Here is a 25,143-nt window from a genome sequence, read left to right on the forward strand (position 1 = left end):
GAATGTTAACTCAATATGAACAATCAGAAAGAAACAAGAAATTTTTCAAAAAATCGAGGGAATAAAATGAACCGTATATTAGTAGTAGAAGATGATGAAAATTTACAATTGCTTTATCGTTCAGTATTAGAACATGCTGGGTTTTCGGTAGTCACAGCTAGTAGTGGAACAGAAGCACTAGCACGATTGGAAAATTTTCATGTAGAATTGATTATTACCGATATCATGATGCCTGAGATGGATGGTTATGAATTGTTGGAAAGTTTACGAGATGGAAAAATAGAGCTTCCTGTGCTGATGATCACGGCTAAAGCCGATTTTGAAGATAAAAAACGTGGTTTCCAGTTAGGAACGGATGATTACATGACAAAACCCGTAGATGTCAATGAAATGGTTTTACGTGTGGAAGCGTTATTAAGGCGAGCAAAAATCAATCATAGTAATCAATTGAACATTGGAAATACTACCTTAGATCAGGAAACGTATGAAGTGAGACAAAATGAAAAGGTCAGTGTGCTGCCTCAGAAAGAATTTCTTTTGCTTTACAAACTGTTAGCTTACCCGAATAAGATTTTTACGAGACAACAATTGATGGACGATATTTGGGGGTTGGATACAAATACAGAAGAACGAACGATCGATGTACATATCAAACGATTAAGGACACGTTTTGAAGCAAGTGAAGATTTTCAGCTCATCACCGTTAGAGGACTCGGGTATAAAGCGGAGGTCAAAAGATGAAAAAGAAATTATACTCTCAACTGTGGATCTACTTTGCTAGCATTGTGTTTGTTTCAATATTAGTGACTCTACTGTGCTTCTTAGGCTTTATTTTTTTGCTTTCTCATCAAAATGTTACGCCATCTGAACGACCAACACTCTATCCGTTATTCGTTTTTGCTTTTTTTAGCATGATCGTCGGCACGGTAATCTCTGGCTTTGTCGGTCATAGGATCTTGAAGCCAATCAGTGAATTACGTAAAAATATGAGTAAAGTAGCTACAGGTGATTTTTCTATTCGAATGGAGGAACCTCCCAAAGTCGCAGAAGTCCAACAGTTATATAAAGATTTCAACGTGATGGTCCAAGAACTCAATAGCATCGAAACGCTAAGAAATGATTTTGTTTCGAGTGTTTCACATGAGTTTAAAACACCACTAGCGACGATCCAAGGCTATGTCCAATTGTTACAAGCACCAGATATTCCAGAAGAAGAGAAGCAAGTGTTTTTGCAACGATTGATTGAAAATATTACTCAGCTCTCACAGTTGACTGAAAATATCTTGAAACTAAATAAGTTAGAAAACCAAAGTGTCAAAATCGAAAAGCATAAATTTCGTTTAGATGAACAAATACGAGAAGTCATCGTGTTTTTGCAACCTAAATGGGAAGGGTTGAAGTTGCATATCGATTTGGATACGGTCTTTTATGAGGGAAACGAAGAATTTTTATACCAGGTGTGGTTGAATATCATGGATAATGCGATCAAGTATAATCAACCCGATGGCAAGATCGAAATTCGTTTGACTCAAAATGCTACAGATATTTTATTGGAAGTAACGGATTCAGGTGTAGGGATGAACGAAGAAACTCAAAATCGCATTTTTGAAAAATTTTATCAAGGAGACACAAGCCGTCAGATGGCTGGCAATGGCTTGGGATTGTCTTTGGTAAAAAAAATCCTTGAATTGCATGAGGGTACGATACGCTATAACAGCATTCCTGAGGTAGGAACCACAGCTGTGATCAGCTTAAAAAAATAAAAAGCTAAACTTTAATAATGAAGTAGTTGATCTGTTCAATTGTTTTATTATGAACTAGAACCAGATCAATTACGTGATAAAAGAAACATACTAAGATGAGTGGGTAAGGTATTCCGTCGACTAATCTTAGTATGTTTTTGTCTTTCTCAAATGGCTCAACTCTAATAATCTGAAGCATCAATTGATTTCGGGGCGTTATTTATAGATTTTAGATCTAAGTATTATGCTATTTTATTTAAAAATAATCAACATTTATATTTTAAAACAATATTATATGTAGTATAATATGTTGTGAAAGAAGATATTGTATAAAAGAAGGTGAAGGAATGCACATCCAAGTTCCAACGATATTACTTGATGGCACTGTCTTAGCTGCATTGAGTAAAGAAGATATGTATGGTTATGCGTTGACTAAAATCGTACAGGAAAGCCTGTCGGTAAGTGAGTCAACGATGTATCCCGTATTGAGAAGATTAAAAAAAGAAGGATTTTTAGATACTTATGATGAACCCTTTGAAGGAAGAAATCGTCGATATTATCAATTAACACCAGCGGGGTATAATCGGTTAGAAGATATTATTGATGAGTGGATCGTCTTTCGAGATTCCTTAAATCGATTATTGGAGGATAATAAACATGAATGAATATTTAGATGAGGTAATAGAGGAAATCCAAGAGATTCCTGAAGATGACCGATTCGATTTGATTCAATATTATGAAGAATATTTTTTAGATTCTGGCAAAACAATTGATCAAATCATTGAAGAATATGGTACGCCTAAACAGTTTGCGCTTAAATTGAAAATCAATTATTTCTCTGAACAAGATGATTCAGCAACAGATGAAGTCAACCCAAGAAGTTCTAAACGACAAATTCGGTTGATTTGGATGATCGTGATTGGCTTATGTGCCTCCCCTCTGTTGATTCCTTTGGCGATTGGTTTTGTTGCAGTGATCGTGGGGTTATTATGTCTATTAGTCGCTTTGCTGGTAGGTGGTTATGTCGGTTGTATTACTGTTTTAGGGCTTGGATTATTTTCAGTTGTTTCGGGTATTGGTGTGTTGGGGCAGTCGATAGAAAGTGGATTATTTTACGTTGGATTAGGGCTATTCGCTACCGGAACCGTCGTCTTCTGTGCGCCGCTCCTTCTGAAAATGACAAAATGGATATTTAAAATGATGATGAATTTTGTGAAGTGGGTTGGACGTCGTTTTGTAACGAGACGTGCGATTCATTCGTCGAAGTTATAAGAAAAAGAGGTGTGAAGATGAAATTAAAATATTTTTTAATGGCTGGTCTAGGCTTGATGGTTAGTGGTGGCTTACTTGCTGGGACAACCTATGCGTTTGGGACGCACCGAAGCCTTGCTTGGGAAAATGGCCCTCAATTGGTCGAAATGAACCATGACTCACAAGTGATATCGACAAAAGAAAAAATCAACAAAATAGTGGTCAATGCACAATACCAACAAGTTGAGATCAAACGTGGCAAAAATTTTGAAGTTAACTCTACGTATGAAAAAGCAAGTAAACCTCAAGTCACTACTAAAGGAGATACTTTGACGATTAACGGAAATGGTCGTGAACAAAACGTCTTGTTTCATGTAATGAATAACACATCCAAAATCACCCTGACAGTTCCTAGTGAACTTCCTTTAGATCAACTTGTGTTAGAAGGAGAGCAAGGACAACTTTTATTAAATGACGTAGTGAGTGAGAATGTTTCCGTTACAAATAATGGTGGATACATTACATTTAATAAAGTTGATGGAAAAAAAGTCAAAGTAAATTCTGTGCAAAGTTATGTAAATATTGATAATTCAGATATTTCAAACATCGAATTGAATGCCAAGTATGGGAATCTATTCTTAAATGGATTCAAAAATACCCAAGGAACAGTTATGTTAGAAAATTGCTATGTAGACTTTCTTGATAATGGAGAGATTGGATTAGATATTGATCTATTAGGGATGTCAACTGTCACAAAAAATAATGAAGAATTACCAATCAAAACAGTGATCAAAGGAGAAAACAATATAAAAATCACTGGTTATGATAGCAGTGTGGTGATAGCTGACGAAAACCATCAATATGATGTTTAAAAAGGATAAAGTCTGTCATTAAGAGGAAGTAAAGAGAAATAAATCGAAGAGGTTCAAAGATAGGTGCAACTATTTTTGGAACTTTTCGATTTTTTGATTAAGCGATTTTTTTCAAAAGATTTTGAATGACGGACGTTGATTATGGATGATGATCCACGTAAAAGTTTTTTCGAATAACAGTTTATTCACATTTAGATAATGATTTTACATCTTTTATCTCGGATAGGTGTTTGATAGATAGTTTCTCAGATAGGTTAGCTAATATAACAGACATGACTGTTAGGATGCTAAGACATCGGGCAGTATCATGGGGAAGAACGATTTTTTTCATCGCTTAACTTACAAATCTGTAGTAAAATAAGAGAAAATAGAGAAAACACAGCTGAGATAATAAGGTGGAAAAATAGATGAGAATAGATGAAGCGAAACGAGAAGAGCTACAGTTAGAAATAACAAAATTACATAATTATCTCACGGAACTTAATCATAAATATTATGATACAAAAAAAGAACGTGTGATGATCGATTACCCGAATAACTCAGAAGGTCGGCAATTAGAACAAGTTTACAATGAAGTATTCCATCATTTATTGAAAGTAAAGAGGGAATTAGACTATTACTCTTTGCCGATTTTAGATACAGGGATCTTAAAGTACGACGAAGAAAAAGAGCGTTTTGTGTTCAAATCAGTTCGAGAGAATTTGATTCTTTCTGCAGGAATTGATTTAGAGATTTTAGTGGAAGATTATTTTACCGAAGAAAAACATTGGGTACGCACAAGGTTAGAATATCTACCCCAAACTTCCGGAGGACCACAAGTGAGCGGTTGGTATATCACAGAAGATAAGGAATTAGAATTAGAGGGAGTGATGGCACGGATTAGAAAGAAACCAATCATGTAGGAATGGTCTAAGAAAGGAAATAAGTGATGAGTGAAAAGAAAGCGGTTTATGTAAATGGGTATATTGGATTGATCGGTTTGGTGTTATTAGTTGGTATCGGCGGCTTCTTATTCTATTTTGGCATGACAAGTGGAGCGATCTTCCAGACGGTCATGGGTTTCGTTTGTTGGTTGATTGCTATTGCACTACTAAGCTCCGCAACGGTTGTTAGTCCCAACCAAGCAAAAGTTATTTTGTTTTTTGGACAGTACATTGGGACGATACGAGAAAGTGGGTTTTTCTTAACGGTTCCGTTTGCACAAAAAATCAACTTATCTTTAAAAGTACGAAATTTTAACAGTTCGGTTTTAAAGGTGAACGATCTAGACGGCAATCCCATCGAAATATCTGCCGTCGTAGTCTTTAAAGTTGTTGACACGGCTAAGGCGTTGTTCGATGTGGCGTATTACCAAGATTTTGTTGAGATTCAAAGTGAGACAGCGATTCGTCATATTGCCAGCCAATACCCTTATGATACTTTCAATGAAGAAGATTTGACTTTGCGAGGCAATACGACTGCCATTTCTGATGAATTAGCAAACGAGCTTCAGGAGCGGTTATCTGTTGCTGGGGTCGAGGTGATTGAAACGAGATTGAATCATCTAGCGTATGCGACTGAAATTGCTAGTGCAATGTTACAAAGACAACAAGCAAAAGCTATTTTATCTGCTCGGCAAACGATCGTTGAAGGAGCAGTTACGATGACACAAATGGCATTGGAACAAATTGAAACAGGACAAGAAATCAATTTCACAGATGATCGGAAAGTCCAATTAATCAATAACCTACTTGTTTCGATTATTACAGATAAAGGAACACAACCAGTCATTAATACAGGGAAAGTGAAAGAAAAATAGCCATTATTGAGTAAATATCGTATGATTGTAACGAATTTTTCAACTGTATTTTTTCTATAATAGAACAGTAGAGTAGTCAGAGACTGAGCCAAAACTCAGTCTTTTTTAGTATCTCTAAAAACGAATAAACGGTGTTCAAAGAGCTGACCTTCGGCGATAAGTCAAAAATCTCAAAACATGGGGAGCTGTTTCAAGATTTTCATCCTTAATGCTCCTGCGATTACTCGTCGCAGTTTTTACTTGGTGAGCGCTCAGGTCAAGTCACTCTTTTCACGACCTCTTGCTAAACGGCGTTCAAGAAGCAACTCCTCAACAATAAGCGATGATTTTCTAAAATATGAGGAGCTATTTTAAAAAATCCTCTCTTATTCGCTCGGAGTTGAACGCTTCTTTCACAGCCTCTTGCTTTAAACGGTGTTCAAACATCAGCTCCTTGAAATAAGCCTGAATTTTTCAAAACATGAGAAGCTGTTTCAAAAAATTCTTTCTTATTGTCATCAGAGCTACCCGATGTTTTCACGACCTCTGATTCACGGCGTTCAAAGAGCTGACCTCTTGTTCACGGTAAGATCAAAGCAGCATCTTCAAAAAATATGAGAAGCAGTTTTCGGAAATTTCTTCTTATTTCTTGATGCTAAACACTTTTATCTCAACTTCTTTTTATAAAATTTACCGAACCATCGTCTGAATAAAAAACGATTCGATTCAAGCTTGCGAATCACTCTTTTGCTTTGTGATAGATAAATGACAATATTGAAAGATATTTGACAGCTAAATCAAAGGTAAAATACGGTCTTTTTTTTTATAATTGCCCTATCATATGTGAAAGAAGGAGAGGAAATGAAGAAACTACTGGTCGGGATTGGCATTTCCATTGCAGCGTTGGTATTAGGTTCGGTAGTTTTTATCTTTGGGGGCCTAAAAATTGCGGATCGAATGATCATGGGTGGCGATAGCTACTATGTCAAAATTACGACAGATGGAGAAAAAGAGGAAATAAAAGATAATCGTAATGAAATAACCATCCAATATAAATATACTCTTCCCGGATATGATGAAAAGGGAAGTGAAAAAATATTAACATTTAATGGACAAAAACCTCGTCCTTTAAGAAAAGGAGCCTATTTAGAGATTACATGGAATGAAAACAAAGGTGTCACTTCTTATGAAGAAGTCAAACAAAACGATATACCTAAGTTAGCACAAGAAAAACTAAGTAAAGGATAGATGAAAATGGAAAAAATTGTTGAGGTTCAAAATGTAACAAAAATCTACGGTAAGAATAATGAGAAGAAGACACAAGCCTTAAGTGGGATTAGCTTTACAGTAGAAAAAGGAGAATTTATCGGAATCATGGGGGCTTCTGGATCTGGTAAATCAACGTTGTTAAATATTTTATCTACATTAGACAAACCCACAGACGGAAATATCCGAATCAATCAAAACGATGTAACGAAGTTAAAGGGAAACCAATTAGCAGACTTTCGTGCGAAAGAGATTGGCTTTATTTTCCAAGATTTTAATTTACTAGAAAACTTAACTGCACAAGAAAACATTGCAGTACCACTTTCCTTACAAGGTGTTAAACCTAAAGAAATCAAGCGACGGGTCAAAGCAGTAGCAGAACGTTTATCGATTTCTCATATCATGGGAAGTTATCCTTCTGAAATTTCAGGTGGTCAAAAACAACGGGTAGCAGCAGCTCGTGCCTTGGTTACACAACCAACGATCTTATTAGGTGATGAACCGACTGGAGCTTTAGATTCTAAGAGTGCGCGTGATTTGCTAGATACGATGAAAGAATTGAATCAAAAAGATGATGTTTCAATTCTATTAGTAACACATGATCCGTTTTCTGCCAGCTACTGTGAACGAATCTTATTTATCAAAGATGGCGGTATCCACGAAGAAGTCAAACGTGGCGAGCAAAGCCGTGATGAGTTTTATCGTCATATTCTAACGATCTTAGGAAATCTAGAACAGTAAGGGGAGGAAAAAACATGCTTTGGAAATTATCGCTTACTGGGATTAAAGGGCGTTTAAGAGATTATATTGTATTATTTTCAGGTTTGGTTATGACTTCAGCTATTTTTTATATGTTCGAGTCAATCGCAAGCAATGAAGCGTTTTTAGAAAGTAATTCTACCGTTGGATCAACTGTTTTAATTTTTCATTTTGGCTCGGTATTATTAGCAATCATTACTTTTGTATACATCCTTTATGCTAATTCATTTTTAATGGCGATGCGTCAGAAAGATTATGCAATGTTTATGATGTTAGGGGCTAAGGGCAGAAAAATTGCACAAATGATTTTTACCGAAACATTTGTTGTGGGTGCAACGGCGACCGTCGTTGGCTCTGCGATTGGTGTAGGGCTAACAAGTATTGTGGAACGAATACTCGTTGAACAATTAAACATTTCAATTACACATTTTACACCATTTAGTGTAAAGGGTATTCTGATCACTCTTTTCTTTTTTGCTGTTTTGTTTTTATTAGCAGCAATCACCAATGCTTTTTCAATTGTGAAAAAGCCAATTCTTACATTGATTCGTGCGGAAGCTACACCAACACGAATGAAACAAAATAAATTTTTATTTTTACTTGAAGTTGTATTAGGGGTTGTTTTATTAGGCGTTGGTTATTACGTTCTATCAGAAATTGCACGTATTGGATTGTCTGGTTTAGGGATTTCCCTCGTAACGATTTGTCTGGGAACCTATTTCATTTTCCATTCAGTGATTATTTTCTTCTTGTCTTTACTGAAAAAATCAGAAGGTATTTCATTGAAAAAGTTGAACAACTTTACCTTATCACAATTAAGCTTTAGGATTCGTGACTATACGCAAATGCTTTCAATGGTAGCGATCTTATTTGCTTTAGCTTTAGGAGCGTTAACGGTTGGTTTAGGATTCAGAAATCAAATCTCCGCATTGACCAATTCATCAAACGCTTATGATTTAGTTCTAAACAATGCACAAAAGATTGACCAAGGAAAAGTCAGAGAATTAAATCCAACGTCAAATAACATCTATGCTCAAAAAGAAGATGAACAATACGTTTATTACAATTATGATGAATGGGAAAAAGAGCCGCTTAGATATATTGCATATAGTGGGAACACTTTTGCGGATAACAAAGTAAAGACAGCAACTGGTGAAGAAATCGCAAAATCAAGTGAGTTGCAAGAGACATTAAGACAAAACGAATTACCTACGCAACAAGCGAAGGGAATAAAATTAGTTCGTGCGAGTGAATTCGATCAATTAGCGTTGCCAGAAACAACGTTACAATTAATTACAGTCAAAGATTTTGAAGCAAGTTTACCAGGTATCGAAACATTAGTGAAAGAAAATAATCAAGTCAATCCAGAGTTGAAAGATTACCAAGCCATGAGTGGACAAAAATATGAAATGTATCAACAAGTGAATGGTATTTTCTCAGGGATGGAATTTATGGGCTTCTTCCTAGGAATTGCGTTCTTAGCGATGTTAGCAAGTTGCTTGATGTTTAAGATTCTTTCAGGTAGTAAGAGCGATATTGGTCGATATACGATGTTAGAAAAAATCGGCGCGACTCGTGGCTTATTAAGACAATCGATTCGACGAGAAATTGGTGTTTTATTCTTAGCGCCTGGTATTTTAGGAGCGATCCATGTCTTATTTGGTTTAAGACTATTTGAATTTTTAATGAATGATCCATATCGTGATGTGTTGATACCGTTCGGAATTTTCTTTGTCATGTACTTTATTTACTATGTATTGACTGTTTGGTTATATACAAGTATTGTTTTGAAAAGAGAGAAATAAAAATACTCTAAATAGGTGAAATTGGTTGGTTTCATCGATAGCACTTGTTAAAGAGACGAAAAAGAAGCATTGGTTCATCTGAGGTATTGACTAGGTAATATCAGCTTCTGGAATAAATTGTTCCATATGGGTTACTGAAGTGGTTTGATGGACGATCCAATAGTTTAACAAAAGGCACACTCCTTTGATTTTTGTTCGTTACTTGAATCTTACAAGGTTGTGTGCTTTTTGTGTACGCTAAAACAAGAAACATCTGAGACATCACACGTTCACTCTAAACATGAATAAGCCGGAGAAGAGACTGAGACAAAACTTGTCTCAACCTCTTCTCCGGCTTGTTTTCAGAGCTAGACACTTCTGTCATAGCTTTTTTTAAGTTAATCTACTCCACGATGGATGGATGATCGCTAAGTTTTTCAATAAAGGAATGGTATCGGCTTTGACTTTAATGACAGTCGTTTTTGGAATTTCTCTGGCAGATAGTTGCAAGTACAATTCCCAGTAATTTGGTGTTTTCATTGTAGAAAGATATTCTGGTTTTTTCGTAATTGTTTTTAAAGACCAAGTGTCTACATCAACTAGCGACATCTCATTCTTATCCCAAGACACAGGTACTACCAAAGGTTTTGAAACATTTTTAACTTTGGTTTCTTTATTATCTTCTTTTTTCGGTTCATCGTATTTAGTTAAATCATACGATTCAATGATCGCATTCAATTTTTTGGCGTATTGTTTATCTGTAGCATAGCGGCCTTCCAGATACTTCGTTGCCTCTTTATAACTTTTGGCTTCAGATTTCCAAGTTGGTTTGTAGAAATCTTTGTTATTGGACAACCCGCCTTTGATCAATTTCGCATAGTCTTCTAAGCTTTCTTTATAAGAAGGGTATTTACGGAAGGTTGCATGGATTTGGTAATTTGCACCGTTGCTGTCTTGTTCCAAAGTATTGAACAAAACACTTTTTCCTTCATAAGTTCCTTTTATGCCAAACAGATTATAGTTTGGTTCACTTGCCAACAAACTATTGCCAGAACCACTTTCTAAAATCGCTTGAGCCATCATAACAGAAGCGTAAATGCCTTCTTTTTGACCAATTTCTTGCGCGCTTGTAGCAATTTTTTTCAAAAACTGATCCGTTGTTTGATTTTTTGTAAAGTTGAATGAATCATTTAAACCATCTAAAATCGACTGGTTTTTCAGTTGGTCAGTCACGCTTGGTAGACCTGCGATATTGACACGTACTGCAAAATCTGGTCTGAAATCAGCAATTGAAGTAATCCGAACTTTGTCACCTGGTTGAGGGGCATGAATAAATTGTCCATTACCAATATAAATCCCAACGTGGTGAGTGACACCTGAGGAAGGTCCCCAGAATACTAAGTCACCTGGTTGTGCTTGATCTACTGGAATCTGTGTTCCAGCGTATTGTTGTTCACCTGTCCATCCACCGATATAATGACCAGTGGCTTTCATGTAAACATAATAAGCTAAACCCGAACAGTCAAATGTACTTGGTCCTTTTGCTCCCCAAACGTAGGGTCTGCCTAAATATTTATAGGCTTCTTTCACGATTTCTTTTTGAACTGCTGTCGTGTTTGTTGGTAAAGTTGTTTCAATCGGTGTTTTGCTGACAAAATCGGAGGACCCGTCTACAGGATTTTCAATTCCTGACTGTTGACCTTTATTTTTGTCATTTGTTTGGTGATTGGAAGAATTATTGGTATTCGCTGAAACAACTGAATCGTTACTGGTTGACGTTGACGGTTTCGATTGTTCTTTTGAACTATCAGTTGGTTTATTTTTGTCTGTGCTAGGTTTCGTTGTATCATTAGGTTTTGTCGTTTGAGAAGAATCTTGAGTATTTCCAGCTGAATTAGTCGTATCCTGAGTAGAAGAGTCTTCAGATGGAACAGTTGGTGTGTTGAATGAAGCAGTCAATGATAGATCCATTACACCAACGACAAAGAATCTTTTTTGATAATTCACTTCTTGGGCACCATTTACTTGGAAAGAAAGTAATTTTTCACCTTTAGGAGGGGTGATTTCATAGAACACTTTCGTTCCTTCTTTCAACCCACTGACCGTGCCATTAGGTTGGATGGTCAACTCTTTTTCTTCTCGAGGGGCGCTACTGATAACAGACAGCTTAATTTTCCCCAGTAATTCGGGATTAACTGTCAGTGTATGTGTCGCAACTTCTTCCGCAGGTTTCTCAGTTGATTCACCTGTTTCAGTCGTTGATGAATCAGTGGTTGATGATTCATCCGTTGAGCCAGTTGTAGCTGATGAATCTGTGGTGGACGATTCAGTTGTGTCTGTACTTGATGCTGTTGAAGTTACAGAATCACTTCCCGAAACAAGTGAGCTACTTGTAGTTGTTGGTTGGTTTTCTGTTGCAAAAACAGCTTGAGTCGATAAAATCGTTGGAGCAATCAGCCAAGATGCAGCAAGTAGGCGTATTGCTTTATTTTTGTTCATATGCGGTACTCCTTTTCTTTTTGCTTGTGACGAGTCTCTATGCTCATGCAACTGTTGTTAATACATAACAAAGATCTGATTTTTTTGATTAATAAGCTACGATTCTTTTTTCTAATAAGTCGCTTCGCTTTAACATTTTAATTATTCTGCATGCCATTAATTTGTTGGGGGAGAACAAATTTGGGGGAAATGGTCATACTACTTAAATTGTACCAAAGGAGATAGATTTCTACAAAATATTTGTAAAAATAACGACCGTAAAAAACAAAAAAAATAAAACACAAAAATACTTCATCATGTTTTATTTTTTTCTTCATAATTTATTCACAAATGCTACTTACACGCTTAGTTGAAGCTCTTTTTTTCAATTCTACTGGTAATAATTTTTCGCTCCATTCTTTTTCAGGCGACTGGATACGGGCTAATAATAATTGAGCAGCAGATTGACCTAATTCAAAAATTGGTTGAGCGATCGTCGTTAATTTTGGTTTGACATATTCACACATATCCACATTATCGTATCCAATCACACTATAATCTTCGGGGATTTTCTTTCCATGTTCTTCCAACCCACGATAAATACCAAAAGCGAGCTCGTCGTTTAAGGCAAAGATTGCGGTCGCAGAGGAATTAAGAATCGTTGGAACGACCTGGTACCCACCATTTTTAGAAAAATGAGTAGGTAGTAACAATAAATTGTCGTGCGAGAGCTGATAAAAATCTAGTGCATGTTTAAAACCCTCGATCCTACGATAGACGTTTTCAGGGGGATTTTGTGGATAAACGAGCGCAATGGATTGGTGACCTAAATGAAGTAAGTGTGTACCAGCCAAGTATCCTCCACGAAAATCATCTGTGCTGATCGCATCACTAAATCCTTCAGCCTTTTTTTGATCCAACACAATAAAAGGTCGATTTTGTTTCTTGAGATTTTCATTGATTGCTGTAGTCGAAACAGCGGAAGTAGCTATGATAAACCCATCGACGCCTCGTCGTGCTAATTCGGCTAAATACTCAATTTCTTTTTGATGGTCAGAATCAGCGTTACATAAAATCGTCACGAAGTTTTGTTTGTATAACACATCTTCAATTCCACGCATTAGCGTATTAAAAAAAGGGTTGGTGATATCCGGCACGAGGACACCAATCGTTTTTGTTTCTTTCGTAATCATTTGGCGAGCGACATAGTCAGGTTGATAGCCGAGAATGTCTTTTGAAGCAAGCACTTTTTCAACTGTTTTAGCGCTGAATTTTTCTTCATTACCATTTAAAATCAATGAAACAGTGGCAATGGAAACACCAGAATGTTTTGCCACGTCTTTAATCGTTATTTTCTTTTTCTTCATTCTGATACTCCTATCTAACGGTTACCTTTATTTTCCCATGGAAAACCAGCAATGTAAATGAAAAACAAGGCGTGTTTGGTTCCTCTATCTGGCTTCTTCGATTGCTTGAAGGATTTCTTTGGTTGTACGCACTCGTGCTGTTTTTGGAAACATTTTTTCAAAAAAGAGCGTATGAAGTTCTAGATCTCGATCACTACAACCATCTTCGATAACAATAACATGGTAACCATGTTGAAAAGCATCTAAAGCGGTGGCATAGACACCGTTTGAAGTTGCTACACCTGAAAGAATGAGCGTATCGATCTTTCTTCGACGAAGTTGGGCATCTAAAGACGTTCCAAAAAAAGCACTTGGATTATGTTTAGTGATCGTGAGTGTGTTTTGTGTTCCTTTGGTGGTAGGTTCAAGTAATAAATCAGTAAATTCTTTAGGGGGGGTATAAAAAGCACCTGCTTGTGCTCGGTCATTTTTAGCACTCAAATACTGAAAGCTGGTAATATCGACATTGACTAGTATATTCCAAGCAGTTGTATGCTTTAACTGCTCAGCAATCAGTTGATTGTTTGAGAGGATGGTGGTTGCATCATAAGGGAATAATTGCCCAGAATTCACAATTCCTTTTTGGAGATCGATCGGTAAAAAAGCTGTTTTTGCTAATTCGAGTGGAATAGGTGATTTTGTAGTAGTCATGGGTTTTCCTTCTTTCAATAAATAGATCGTTTTCCATGTAAGTAAAACATAATTTCTGTATTTGTCAATGAATCGTCTATCAAATCTTTAGTCTGATTCATTTCAATGGTAAAATAAAAAGTAGTGACTTTATTCGTAAAGAGATGGAGATGAGAGAAGAAGGATGAGCTATGTAGAAGTAATCAACGAATGTAAACGGTACAAAATGGGAGAAACAACGATTACCGCAAATGATAATATTTCATTTGCGATCAAAAAAGGAGAACTAGTCATTATACTTGGTCCAAGTGGTGCAGGGAAGTCAACAGTTCTTAATATATTAGGCGGGATGGATAAGCCAGATGAAGGGCAAATCATCATTGATCAGACAGACATCGCTCAGTTCAACGATAAACAATTGACCGCCTATCGTCGAACAGATGTCGGATTTGTATTTCAATTTTATAATTTGGTACCGAATTTAACAGCAAAAGAAAATGTCGAGTTGGCAACAGAAGTTTCACCAGATGCGTTAGATCCAGTGGAGGTATTGACACAAGTAGGTCTGGCACATCGGCTGGACAATTTTCCTTCACAGCTTTCAGGAGGAGAACAGCAGCGTGTTTCCATTGCTCGAGCATTAGCAAAAAATCCGAAATTACTTCTATGTGATGAACCAACAGGTGCGTTGGATTTTGAAACAGGGAAACAGGTGTTGAAGTTATTACAAAATGCGAGTAGAGAACATGGAAATACGGTGTTGATCATTACTCATAATTCTGCCTTAGCACCGATTGCTGATCGTGTCATCCATATCAACGATGCGAAAGTCCGTTCGATTGAAACAAACGATCATCCTTCAACCATTGATGAGATTGTGTGGTAAGGAGGGGCTATGAAAACAAAAACATATCTTAAAGCAAGTGCTAGAGAAATCAAACGATCGAAAGGCAGATTTATTGCCATTGTATTGATCATTTTGCTAGGGACCTTGTTATTCGTAGGCGTTAAAACGGCGGGGCCGGTTATGCAAAAAACGATGGATCACTATGTTGAAAAAGGCAATCTATCGGATTTACAAATCATTTCAACTGGTGGTTTAACGGAACAAGACGTAACTAGAGCCGAAAAAATCCCTGATGCACAACTGGAAACGGGAAAACAATTTTATTATTCCAGCTCAAGTAAAAACGAAGTTGTGCAAGTTTTTTCTTATAAAAAATCAAATAAACAAAACCTTTTAGAAGTAGTAGATGGGCATTTACCAAAGAATAAAGACGAACTCGTACTAGATGAAAAAGCAAAAAGTCTAGGCTATAAAATAGGCGAAACGTATACGATCGATTCTGACAACGTGAAAAAGAAAGACTATCAAATTGTTGGATTTGTACGATCGCCACTTTTCATCAATAATTTAGAACGTGGTTTTGCCAATGTCGGGAACGGCACAATCGATTATTTTGTTTATTTACCTGAAACAGAATTTAACACAGACATTCAATCGGTTATTTACTTAACGTTTAAAAATGTTTCATCCTTTGATACTTATAGTAAAGAATATCGGGACAAAATGGCACAAAACCAAAAAAGCGTGGAGAAACTTTTTCAAGATCGACCAGCTGCACGTTTAACTGAACTAAGGGAACAAGCTAAGGAGTCTTTACAACCAGAAAAAGAAAAGGTGAGTGCTGGTCAAGAACAAATTAGTCTGGCACAAAGTCAATTGGCAGCTGCCAGATCCCAACTAGAGCAACAACGTTCAATGATCGAACAATTGCCTGAAGTACAACGAACAGTAGCAACTAATGAACTAGCTACGCAAGAAGCACAGCTAGCTGAGCAAGAAAAGCAAGTCGCTGAACAACAAGAAAAACTGAATGATGCACAGGCCCAAATTACCGAAAATGAAGAAAAGATCAATCGTTTGGAAAAACCAACCTATCGTTTCCAAGAGCGTTCAGATAATGTGGGCTTTCAAGAATTTGGTGATTTAGCTGAACGGATCGCAGCCATTGCTAATGTTTTTCCTGTTTTCTTCTTCTTTATTGCAGCATTGATCACTTTTACGACGATGACACGGATGGTCGAAGAAAACCGACGAGAAATCGGTACGTTGAAAGCATTAGGCTATACTAAATTTGAAATTGCAAAAAAATATGCTATTTATGCAAGTTTAGCTTCTGGTCTAGGAATTATTTTAGGAACCGTCTTAGGAACCAATCTATTACCAAGAATTATTTTTGAACTATCGAATGAACGCTATGATATCGGATCAGCAGTCATTTTTTATGATTGGTCTCCGATTTTACAAGCGGCAGTGGCGTTTTTTATCGCTGCATTTGGTGCAGCGATGATTGTCTTATTCAAAGATTTAAGAGAAAGACCGGCAGCTTTATTACAACCCAAAGCGCCAAAACCAGGCAAAAGAATATTATTGGAATATATCACACCACTGTGGTCAAGATTAAGCTTTAATCAGAAAATCAGTTATCGAAATCTGTTCCGTTATAAATCCAGAATGTTTATGGCAATCGTTGGGATTGCTGGTTGTGCTGGTTTAATGGTAGCAGGCGTAGGATTGAAAGACTCTTTAAGCTCTGTTTCTGATAAACAATTTGGCCCAATTACGAATTACCAAGCAATTGTCACTTTAGATGGAGAAACAGAAAACAGTGAAACAAAAGCAAAGGAACAGTTAGAATCCGATCCGAAAATTACTGATTTGCTAGCAGTAAACATGCAAACGATCGAGCTTCGGCAACAAGGACAAGCGACTCAAAGCGTTACGATGATCATACCGGAAACGTCAAAAGGTCTATCACCGTTTATTCACTTGATCTCATTAAAAGGACGTAACATGGAGTTGAATGATTCAGGAATCGTCCTCACACAAAAAGCTGCCGAACTGTTTGATGTATCTGAAGGAAACCGCCTTTCATTGTACACGGATGACCAAAAAGAGTTATCGGTTACGGTGAAAGCCATTGCTCAAAACTATTTAGGAAACTTTGTTTATATGAGCCCTGCCTATTATCAAAAAGTATCAGGAAACGAAGCTTCTACAAATGCTTATTTAGTTCAAGCTGACCCAATGTCTAAAAAACAAGAGAATGCTTTGTCAGAAAAGCTATTGGGAACCAATGCAGTAACAAATACGTCTTTTGTTTCGAAACAAATGGAAACCCAAGAAGAATCACTTGCGAACCTCGATTCAATCGTTGTGATTTTTGTCGTTTTATCAGGGCTGTTAGCGTTTATCGTGTTGTATAATTTAACCAATATCAATATTTCTGAACGAGTGCGGGAATTATCAACGATCAAAGTACTAGGCTTTTTTGATAAAGAAGTAACGATGTATATTGTGCGGGAGAATATTATTTTTACTTTAGTTGGTATTGTAGGTGGATTTGGCATCGGCTACGTCCTAACTGACTTTATTTTACAACAGGCTTCAATGGAGACGGTGATCTTCCCATTAGTGATCACTTGGAAAGCATATGCTCTTTCTGCTGTTTTGACTATTGTCTTTACAGTTATCGTCATGGTGGTGACCCACTTCAAACTAAAACACATCAATATGATTGATGCTTTGAAATCAAACGAATAAAAAAAGCTTCTTGCTAAAAGTTGAGTAGACTTTTGCAAGAAGTTTTTTTATTAGGTAACTGGTTGATGAAAAGAAAATTTGGTATAGGGAAAATAATACGCAGGTTTTGTTATGCCAATTTGTTTGATGTGCGACAGTTTATAATGGGTGAGGTCTTCCTATTAGAGGACTTAGCTCTGTCCTTGATAAACGCTTCCTTTTCCTTTATAATAGGATTTGTAAACTTGTATATATAAGTTAGGGAAATAGCTGATTGGAGGCGAATGAGGATGTCGTTTAATGAGAAAGTAGTTTATCAAATTTATCCTAAATCTTATCGTGATAGTAATGGTGACGGGATTGGCGATTTAAAAGGGATCAAAGAAAAATTACCTTATCTGCATGAACTAGGGGTCGATATGATTTGGTTGAACCCCATTTATCCGAGTCCACAAAAAGATAATGGCTATGATATTTCTGATTATGTAGCGATTGATCCACTATTTGGAACGATGGAAGAATTTGAAGAACTAGTCACACAAGCAAAGAGCTATAATATAGAGATTATGCTTGATATGGTTTTAAACCATGTCTCAATAGAACACGAATGGTTTCAAAAAGCTTTAGCTGGCGATCGTTTTTACCAAGATTTTTTTATTCTAAGAGATGAGCCAACCGATTGGGTATCTAAATTTGGTGGTAATGCATGGGCGCCTTTTGGAGATACGGGTAAGTATTATTTACATCTCTATGATCAAACACAAGCAGATTTAAATTGGCGAAATGAAGCAGTTCAAGCAGAGTTGTTCAAAGTTGTTCGTTTTTGGATGTCTAAAGGGGTCAAAGGCTTTCGCTTTGATGTGATCAACGTGATCGGGAAAGATGAAGAACTCAAAAATAATGCAGAGAACCAAGGAAAAGCAGAATATACTGACAAGCCGATTACTCATACGTATCTTCAACGATTGAATCGGGAAACATTTGGTCAAGATCCAGAAATCATCACAGTTGGAGAAATGAGTTCAACGACGATTGAAAATTGTATTTTGTATACGGAACCAAGTCGGAATGAGCTTTCGATGGTGTTCAATTTTCATCATTTGAAGGTTGATTACGAAAATGGAAACAAATGGAGTACGCCACCTTTTGATTTTGAAGCTTTAAAAAGTCTGTTCCATACATGGGGCGAAGCGATGAGTAAAGGAAATGGCTGGAATGCGTTGTTCTTAAATAACCACGACCAGCCAAGAGCCCTCAACCGCTTTGTAGCAATTGATAAATACCGCACAGAAGGGGCTAAAATGTTAGCGACGATGATCCATTTGAATCGTGGGACGCCTTATATTTATATGGGGGAAGAAATTGGGATGATCGATCCAGACTTTCAGCATATCGATGATTACGTCGATGTAGAAAGTTTAAATGCTTACCAAGAAATGCTGAACCAATCCTTCTCGGAAGAAGAAGCTTTTCGGCGAATCAAGGCGAAATCCAGAGATAACGCTCGGACACCGATGCAATGGACAAGCGATGAAACAGCTGGCTTTACCACAGGAACACCTTGGTTAGGTTTAGCAGCAAATCATGAGGTCATCAATGTAGAACAAGAACGTACATCTGAACAATCGATTTTCGCATACTACAAAAAATTGATTCAATTGCGAAAACAATATCCTGTAATTGCATCAGGGGACTATCAAGCTTATGAACCCGATCATCCTCAAGTATACGGTTATTTAAGACAATTAGACGGACAAAAATTATTGGTTTTAACTAATTTTTACGAAAATGAAACGACCATAACGATCCCAGAAGAATTTGTTAGTGCCCAACCGCTTATCAGCAATTATGCCAATACTCTTATCCAAGAGGAAGTGACCCTAAGGCCTTATCAAGCGATCGCACTGTTGATCCAGTAAATAAAAGATCAAGAGCAAAAAATTGGTAAACGATGAGCCGATAGTAACTGAGCATGATCTTTGTCTCTAAAGTAAAAAAACTTTCATGAGTTTGACAAATTACTGATGTCCTTATGAGCAACTGTTTTGAAAAAAACGATGAATCGGTTGTAGATAAAATTTTACACGAGATATTTCGAAAGAAAATTGTATTTTTAATGAACCATCAGCTGGTGGTAAAACATTCGACGCTTAATCCATGAGTTATTGGATTAAGGTCGTTTTTATTTTGTCTAAAAACAAATGTGAGATAAGAAGAAAGAATCATGAAAAAATCGATTGAGTAATGATAAAATTGAGTATCGCAAATCAAAGAATATGATGGAAGCAATAACAATTTAATGTATGCTCTCATCTAAGAAAAAAGAGGATACAATATCATTAATATACCTAGTGTAAGATGGACTATAAATCTTTTATTTGTATTTTGCATAAAACTTGCCTGAAGTTTTTCTGAAACCCAAACAAATTGTAATTCGTTTTTGGGATGGTCTATTAAATACTGTTTAAATATTTCGCGTTCTTTTTTTTGGGATTTAATTAAGTAAACACCTGTAACAGCACTGATGGTAAGGGCTATTCCCAAATAGGGAATTATATAATTCAAATTTTTAGGAACGTCTTCAATAGGGAAAAAGTAGTGAATAACACGTTCCAAAATAAAAAAGACAATAACATAAATGATAAATGAAAATTTTCTTTTTAGAGCAAAAGAAGGATCCTTTTTTTCATAATATTGTGAGATTGCTTTTTTTCGTTTCTTTTGTTCTTGTTCAGTTAGGTTTGGAAAAGTACGCTCTCTTTCTTGTTTATATAGAGCCATGATATCTGAATACTCCTGTTGGATCTGCCTGACTTTGTAGACTGTATAAATAAAACTACCATAATATATTAAAGTAAACATAAATTTAATTAAAAGCATTATTTAGTTCTCCTTAAAGACCTTTTTTTAATTATAGCAAACAACATTTGAAAGTAGCTTTAAAAATGTAATAAAAAAGAGAGTAGAGCAATAATCAGATTTTTTTCTGACTATTGTCCCACTCTCTTTTTCTTTTACCTATTAACCTTTACATAAAGCGTAACATGTAGGTGAAATATTTCTTCAGATGATAAGTAGTGGAAGAAGCTTGATTGATTTCCTCGATCAATGAAAGAAATATATACAAAAAAAGTTATGGTAAACGATCAAAATTCAAGAATATTAATTGGGAATATTGAGCGTTTATGCTTAATTAGAACAAGTAAAATAAATGTTGCAGGGGAGATGATCCATACGATTTTGTCAGCTTCGGTAACAAAATGGACATTGGAAAGAAAAATCAATTGAAAACAGGGGAAACACCTAAAGCTGATGAAGTGGTATTGACGAGAAAATAATGATCAAAAATAAGAGCAAAAAAGGAGTAAATATGAGTAAGAAAAAATTAACAGCAAAACGTAAAAAACAGCTATTAACGATGTTTGCGGTGGCTGGGGTGATGGGAAATACTGGGATTGCACCAACGATGGCATTAGCGGATACTTTGACACCAACAGCTGAAACTGCTACTGAACAAACACAGGCGAATGAAGCAAAAGAAGCCATCGATCAAACGATACAAAACGTCACAGATCCGTTAGTAAACCCAACGGATTCAACCACTACAGCTAGTGATTCATTAGCACCAACGGATGAAGCAACGGATGAAACAACGGATGACGCCCAAGAACAAGCAACAGCACCGACTGCCGAAAGTGAAGGGGATGCAACTAATCCAACAGCTGAAGCGCCAAAAGTAGCGCAAAAATCGAACGTGGCAGCAGTTTCTAAGATAACAGGCACATGGGGTACCAGCTCGTATACGTTTGATGAAAATACAGGGGTATTGACGATCGGAGCAGGTGAGTTAAGTGGCTATAAAGAATCGCCATGGAGTAGCAGAAAAGTGGATAATGCCGCAATCAAAAAAATTATCTTGTCGGGAAAAGTAGTTGCTCCGGAAGATTCTAGCCTCTTATTTTCTGATTATCCCCTTAGGAATTTAACTGAAATCGAAGGATTGAGTCAACTAGATACCAGTAAAGTAACATCTATGAAATCTATGTTTACCGATATGAAAAGCGTAACAAGTTTAGATTTAAGCAACTTTGACACTAGCAAAGTAACATCTATGTATAATATGTGTACTGGTACTCCACTTAAGAAATTAACACTAGGAGACACATTTAAATTTGTTAATGGACAAGGAGGTCTTACTTCTGCTTGGAAGCGAGAAGATGGCAAAGGAAAGGCTTATACAGCAGCAGATTTCATGAAAAACTATGGAACGGGTGATTTGACTGCTGGCACGTATGTTTCTGCTACAGGATGGTGGGGCACCAGTCCGTATAATTTTGATAAAAACACAGGGACATTGACGATCGAAGCAGGCGAATTAAGTGGCTATGAAGAATCACCATGGAACAGCGGAACAGTGGATCTTGAAGCAATCAAGAAAATTGTTTTGTCTGGAAAAGTAGTGGCTCCAGAAAATTCAAACTACTTATTTAGTACAAGTACCGGTGGTAAGGATCTTACGAATGTAACTGAAATCGAAGGGTTAAGTCAACTGGATACCAGTAACGTAACAGATATGAATTATATGTTTTATGGTATGAGCAGTGTAACAAGTCTAGATTTAAGCAACTTTGACACTAGCGAAGTAATAACGATGAATTATATGTTTTATAATACTCCACTTAAGAAATTAACACTAGGAGACACATTTAAATTTGTTAATGGACAAGGAGGTCTTACTTCTGCTTGGAAGCGAGAAGATGGCAAAGGGACGTTTTATTCAGCAAAAGATTTCATGAAAAACTATGGAACGGGTGATTTGACTGCTGGCACGTATGTTTCCGTTAAAACAGACACGTGGGGTACTAGTCTGTATATGTTTGATGAAGATACAGGAACGTTAACAATCGGAGCAGGTGAGTTAAGTAGCTCTGCAGAATCACCATGGAACAGAGACAAGGTAGATGTTAAAGCCATCAAGAAAATTGTCTTGGCTGGAAAAGTAGTTGCTCCAGAAAATGCTAGTTTATTATTTACTGGAACAAGCAATAAAGGTGACCTTACGAATGTAACTGAAATCGAAGGGTTAAGTCAACTGGATACCAGCAACGTAACAGATATGAGATCTATGTTTTACGGTATGAGTAGCGTAACAAGTTTAGATGTAAGTGGTTTTGATACCGGTAACGTAACAGATATGAAATCTATGTTTAACGGTATGAGTAGCGTAACAAGTTTAGATGTAAGTGGTTTTGATACCAGTAACGTAACAGAGATGGAATATATGTTTCGCCACATGAGCAGCGTAACAAGTCTAGATTTAAGCAACTTTGACACCAGAAAAGTAACAGATATGAGTTATATGTTTGACGATATGGGTAGCGTAACAAGTCTAGATTTAAGCAACTTTGACACCAGCAACGTAACAGATATGAGTTATATGTTTGACGATATGGGTAGCGTAACAAGTTTAGATTTAAGCAACTTTGACACTAGCAAAGTAACAAATATGAGTAATATGTTTGCTGATACTCCACTTAAGAAATTAATTCTAGGAGATACATTTAAATTTGTAGAAACAGATGGAAAAAACGCAAGTCTTACTTCTGCTTGGATGAGAGAAGATGGCAAAGGGACGTTTTATTCAGCAGAAGATTTCATGAAAAACTATGGAACGGGTGATTTGACTGCTGGCACGTATGTTTCCGTTGAAACAGACACGTGGGGAACTAGTCCGTATATGTTTGATGAAGATACAGGAACGTTAACAATCGGAGCAGGTGAGTTAAGTGGTTTTGTAGAATCGCCATGGTACAAAAACAAAAAAGTAGATGCTACAGCCATCAAGAAAATTGTCTTGTCTGGAAAAGTAGTTGCTCCAGAAAATTCTTTTTTATTATTTAGTGGAAATACCTCGGCTGACAAACCTACGAATGTAACTGAAATCGAAGGGTTAAGTCAACTGGATACCAGTAACGTAACAGATATGAGTAAAATGTTTAAAGGTATGAGTAGCATAACAAGTCTAGATGTAAGTGGCTTTGATACCAGTAAAGTAACAAATATGCAACATATGTTTTCCGGTATGAGCAGCGTAACAAGTCTAGATGTAAGTGGCTTTGATACCAGTAACGTAACAGATATGGCTAATATGTTTCGTGGTATGAGCAGTGTAACAAGTTTAGATGTAAGTGGTTTTGATACCAGTAATATAACAACTATGGAGAATATGTTTTACAATATAAGCAGCGTAACAAGTTTAGATGTAAGTGGTTTTGATACCAGTAACGTAACAACTATGAAGGATATGTTTGCTGATACTTCACTTAATAAATTAACACTAGGCGATCACTTTAAAGCGGTTGGAGACACTGGTTTATCAGCACCGAAAGCATTGAACGATGGAGATCAGCTGACAGGAAATTGGATTCGTGAAGATGGTCAGTCCAAAGGCTATTCACCTGCTGACTTTATGACAAATTACGGCACTGGTGATTTAACGGCAGGAACTTATGTGGCAGAACTAGTGAAAAGTGAGTTGAAACCACAAGAATATCATGTAGGAGAGGTCAATATTACTGGAACCTACACAGGGGATATGTCTCTCGGACGATTAACCGTTAATGGCAAAGTTGTCAGCTGGGGCGGTAGCTTCAAAGATGGTCAATTCAGTTATTATGTCGGTGTTGGAAAATTAAAAGTCGGCGACAAAGTCGTATTAGATGGCTACAACAAAGAGAAGAAATTGATAGATTCTAAAGAGATTGAAGTGATTTCCGAATCTTCAGGATCAATTGATCAGGTGGACACTTATAAGCTAGGTGATTCAACCATTACTGGAACTTACACGGGGGATATCCATAAAGGAAAACTAGTAGTGAATGGGGAAGTAATCAGCTGGGGCGGAACCTATAAAGATGGTAAGTTTAGCTATTATGTGAACTCTCAAATTATCAAAGCAGGTGATCAAGCAACGATTCAAGGCTACGATAAATTCGATACACCACTAGGTGATCCACAACCGGTAACTATAGGAGAACAACTGGGTCAATTAACAGAAGCCCATCGTGTGGGAATCAGTACAGTGATCGAAGGAAACTATACAGGCGATGTTTACCAAGGAATCTTGTTGGTCAATGGCGAAAAAGTTAGTCAAGGTGGCAGCTTCAAAGATGGCAAGTTCAGTTATTATGTAGGAAACCTCAAAGTGTCAGAAGATGATCAGGTAGTCTTGATGGGTGCCAACAATCGAGGACAGCAAATTCCAGGATCAGAGATTGGGGTCACTATTCAAACACCAACAGCTGAAATCAACGAATTGACTTATAAACTTGGCACACAAACGATCAAAGGAGCCTATGGTTCTGATACCCAAGTCCACCAAGGACACTTGTTTGTCAATGGTAAACTGATCAGTAAAGGTGGGAGCTTTAAGGATGGGGCAATCAGTTATTATGTGAAGCCAGACCTAATCAAAGCTGATGATCAAGTAACAATGAATTTCTATGATGGAAGTGGCAACTTATTGGCTGAAAACCAAACAGTTTCTGTAAACTAAGGAAAAATAAATTTATGTAAGTCTAAAAACTGGGGCA

The 25,143-nt window shown here is 36.7% G+C and carries 18 protein-coding genes; 14 read left to right on the forward strand and 4 right to left on the reverse strand.

The window, feature by feature from the left end:
- Positions 1-66: 66 nt before the first annotated feature.
- From AB3I12_RS03575 to AB3I12_RS03620, 10 genes are all read left to right on the forward strand, one after another.
- Positions 67-741, forward strand: coding sequence for a response regulator transcription factor (locus AB3I12_RS03575; protein WP_010720244.1), 675 nt, complete (start codon positions 67-69; stop codon positions 739-741).
- Complete coding sequence (locus tag AB3I12_RS03580; protein WP_010736934.1) at positions 738-1,763, forward strand: HAMP domain-containing sensor histidine kinase; 1,026 nt, start codon at positions 738-740, stop codon at positions 1,761-1,763. The genes AB3I12_RS03575 and AB3I12_RS03580 overlap by 4 nt, the downstream gene beginning before the upstream one ends.
- Before the next feature lie 326 nt (positions 1,764-2,089).
- The gene (locus AB3I12_RS03585) at positions 2,090-2,407 is read left to right on the forward strand and encodes a PadR family transcriptional regulator (RefSeq protein WP_010736935.1); all 318 of its coding nucleotides are present in this window, start codon (positions 2,090-2,092) and stop codon (positions 2,405-2,407) included.
- Positions 2,400-3,014: a DUF1700 domain-containing protein gene (locus tag AB3I12_RS03590; RefSeq protein WP_010720241.1), complete on the forward strand. Its 615-nt coding sequence runs from the start codon at positions 2,400-2,402 to the stop codon at positions 3,012-3,014. Before AB3I12_RS03585 ends, AB3I12_RS03590 begins: the two co-directional genes overlap by 8 nt.
- 17 nt (positions 3,015-3,031) lie before the next feature.
- Entirely contained in the window at positions 3,032-3,865 is an 834-nt protein-coding gene (locus tag AB3I12_RS03595; protein ID WP_010736937.1) for a DUF4097 family beta strand repeat-containing protein, read from the forward strand.
- 407 nt (positions 3,866-4,272) lie between these two features.
- A complete protein-coding gene (locus AB3I12_RS03600) occupies positions 4,273-4,767 on the forward strand; it encodes a DUF5348 domain-containing protein (RefSeq protein WP_010720238.1) in 495 nt (164 codons plus the stop codon).
- 26 nt (positions 4,768-4,793) lie between these two features.
- Positions 4,794-5,663: an SPFH domain-containing protein gene (locus AB3I12_RS03605; RefSeq protein ID WP_063626491.1), complete on the forward strand. Its 870-nt coding sequence runs from the start codon at positions 4,794-4,796 to the stop codon at positions 5,661-5,663.
- An 840-nt stretch (positions 5,664-6,503) separates the two neighbouring features.
- Positions 6,504-6,890 (forward strand): YxeA family protein, encoded by a 387-nt coding sequence (locus tag AB3I12_RS03610; protein WP_063626492.1) that lies wholly within the window; start codon positions 6,504-6,506, stop codon positions 6,888-6,890.
- 6 nt (positions 6,891-6,896) lie between these two features.
- Positions 6,897-7,649 (forward strand): ABC transporter ATP-binding protein, encoded by a 753-nt coding sequence (locus tag AB3I12_RS03615; protein ID WP_010720235.1) that lies wholly within the window; start codon positions 6,897-6,899, stop codon positions 7,647-7,649.
- 14 nt (positions 7,650-7,663) lie between these two features.
- Complete coding sequence (locus tag AB3I12_RS03620) at positions 7,664-9,472, forward strand: FtsX-like permease family protein (protein WP_063626493.1); 1,809 nt, start codon at positions 7,664-7,666, stop codon at positions 9,470-9,472.
- Positions 9,473-9,844: 372 nt separating this feature from the next.
- On the opposite strand, the gene AB3I12_RS03625 is transcribed toward AB3I12_RS03620, so the two are convergent.
- The 3 genes from AB3I12_RS03625 to AB3I12_RS03635 form a co-directional block, all read right to left on the reverse strand.
- Positions 9,845-11,950, reverse strand: a complete 2,106-nt coding sequence (locus AB3I12_RS03625) for a glucosaminidase domain-containing protein (RefSeq protein WP_063626494.1) — start codon at positions 11,948-11,950, stop codon at positions 9,845-9,847.
- A gap of 320 nt (positions 11,951-12,270) precedes the next feature.
- Positions 12,271-13,296 carry a ribose utilization transcriptional repressor RbsR gene (locus AB3I12_RS03630; RefSeq protein WP_010720232.1) on the reverse strand — a complete coding sequence of 342 codons (1,026 nt, stop codon included), beginning with the start codon at positions 13,294-13,296 and terminating at the stop codon, positions 12,271-12,273.
- An 84-nt stretch (positions 13,297-13,380) separates the two neighbouring features.
- The gene (locus AB3I12_RS03635; RefSeq protein WP_063626495.1) at positions 13,381-13,986 is read right to left on the reverse strand and encodes a cysteine hydrolase; all 606 of its coding nucleotides are present in this window, start codon (positions 13,984-13,986) and stop codon (positions 13,381-13,383) included.
- Positions 13,987-14,149: 163 nt separating this feature from the next.
- Here AB3I12_RS03635 and AB3I12_RS03640 point away from each other — a divergent pair, with 163 nt between their 5' ends.
- The 3 genes from AB3I12_RS03640 (at position 14,150) to treC (ending at position 19,470) form a co-directional block, all read left to right on the forward strand.
- Positions 14,150-14,851, forward strand: a complete 702-nt coding sequence (locus AB3I12_RS03640; protein ID WP_010720230.1) for an ABC transporter ATP-binding protein — start codon at positions 14,150-14,152, stop codon at positions 14,849-14,851.
- Between the two features lie 9 nt (positions 14,852-14,860).
- Complete coding sequence (locus tag AB3I12_RS03645) at positions 14,861-17,572, forward strand: ABC transporter permease (protein WP_063626496.1); 2,712 nt, start codon at positions 14,861-14,863, stop codon at positions 17,570-17,572.
- 269 nt (positions 17,573-17,841) lie between these two features.
- The gene (treC, locus tag AB3I12_RS03650; RefSeq protein WP_063626497.1) at positions 17,842-19,470 is read left to right on the forward strand and encodes an alpha,alpha-phosphotrehalase; all 1,629 of its coding nucleotides are present in this window, start codon (positions 17,842-17,844) and stop codon (positions 19,468-19,470) included.
- A gap of 394 nt (positions 19,471-19,864) precedes the next feature.
- Here the strand turns inward: treC and AB3I12_RS03655 are convergent, their stop codons facing one another.
- On the reverse strand, positions 19,865-20,431 hold the full coding sequence (locus AB3I12_RS03655; protein ID WP_063626498.1) for a hypothetical protein: 567 nt from the start codon (positions 20,429-20,431) through the stop codon (positions 19,865-19,867).
- Between the two features lie 490 nt (positions 20,432-20,921).
- On the opposite strand from AB3I12_RS03655, the gene AB3I12_RS03660 reads away from it, so the two are divergent.
- The gene (locus AB3I12_RS03660; RefSeq protein ID WP_081248801.1) at positions 20,922-25,106 is read left to right on the forward strand and encodes a BspA family leucine-rich repeat surface protein; all 4,185 of its coding nucleotides are present in this window, start codon (positions 20,922-20,924) and stop codon (positions 25,104-25,106) included.
- Positions 25,107-25,143 lie beyond the last annotated feature (37 nt).

Origin of the sequence: Enterococcus sp. C65 (assembly GCF_040887165.1) — a bacterium.
Lineage (GTDB): Bacteria > Bacillota > Bacilli > Lactobacillales > Enterococcaceae > Enterococcus_B > Enterococcus_B hirae.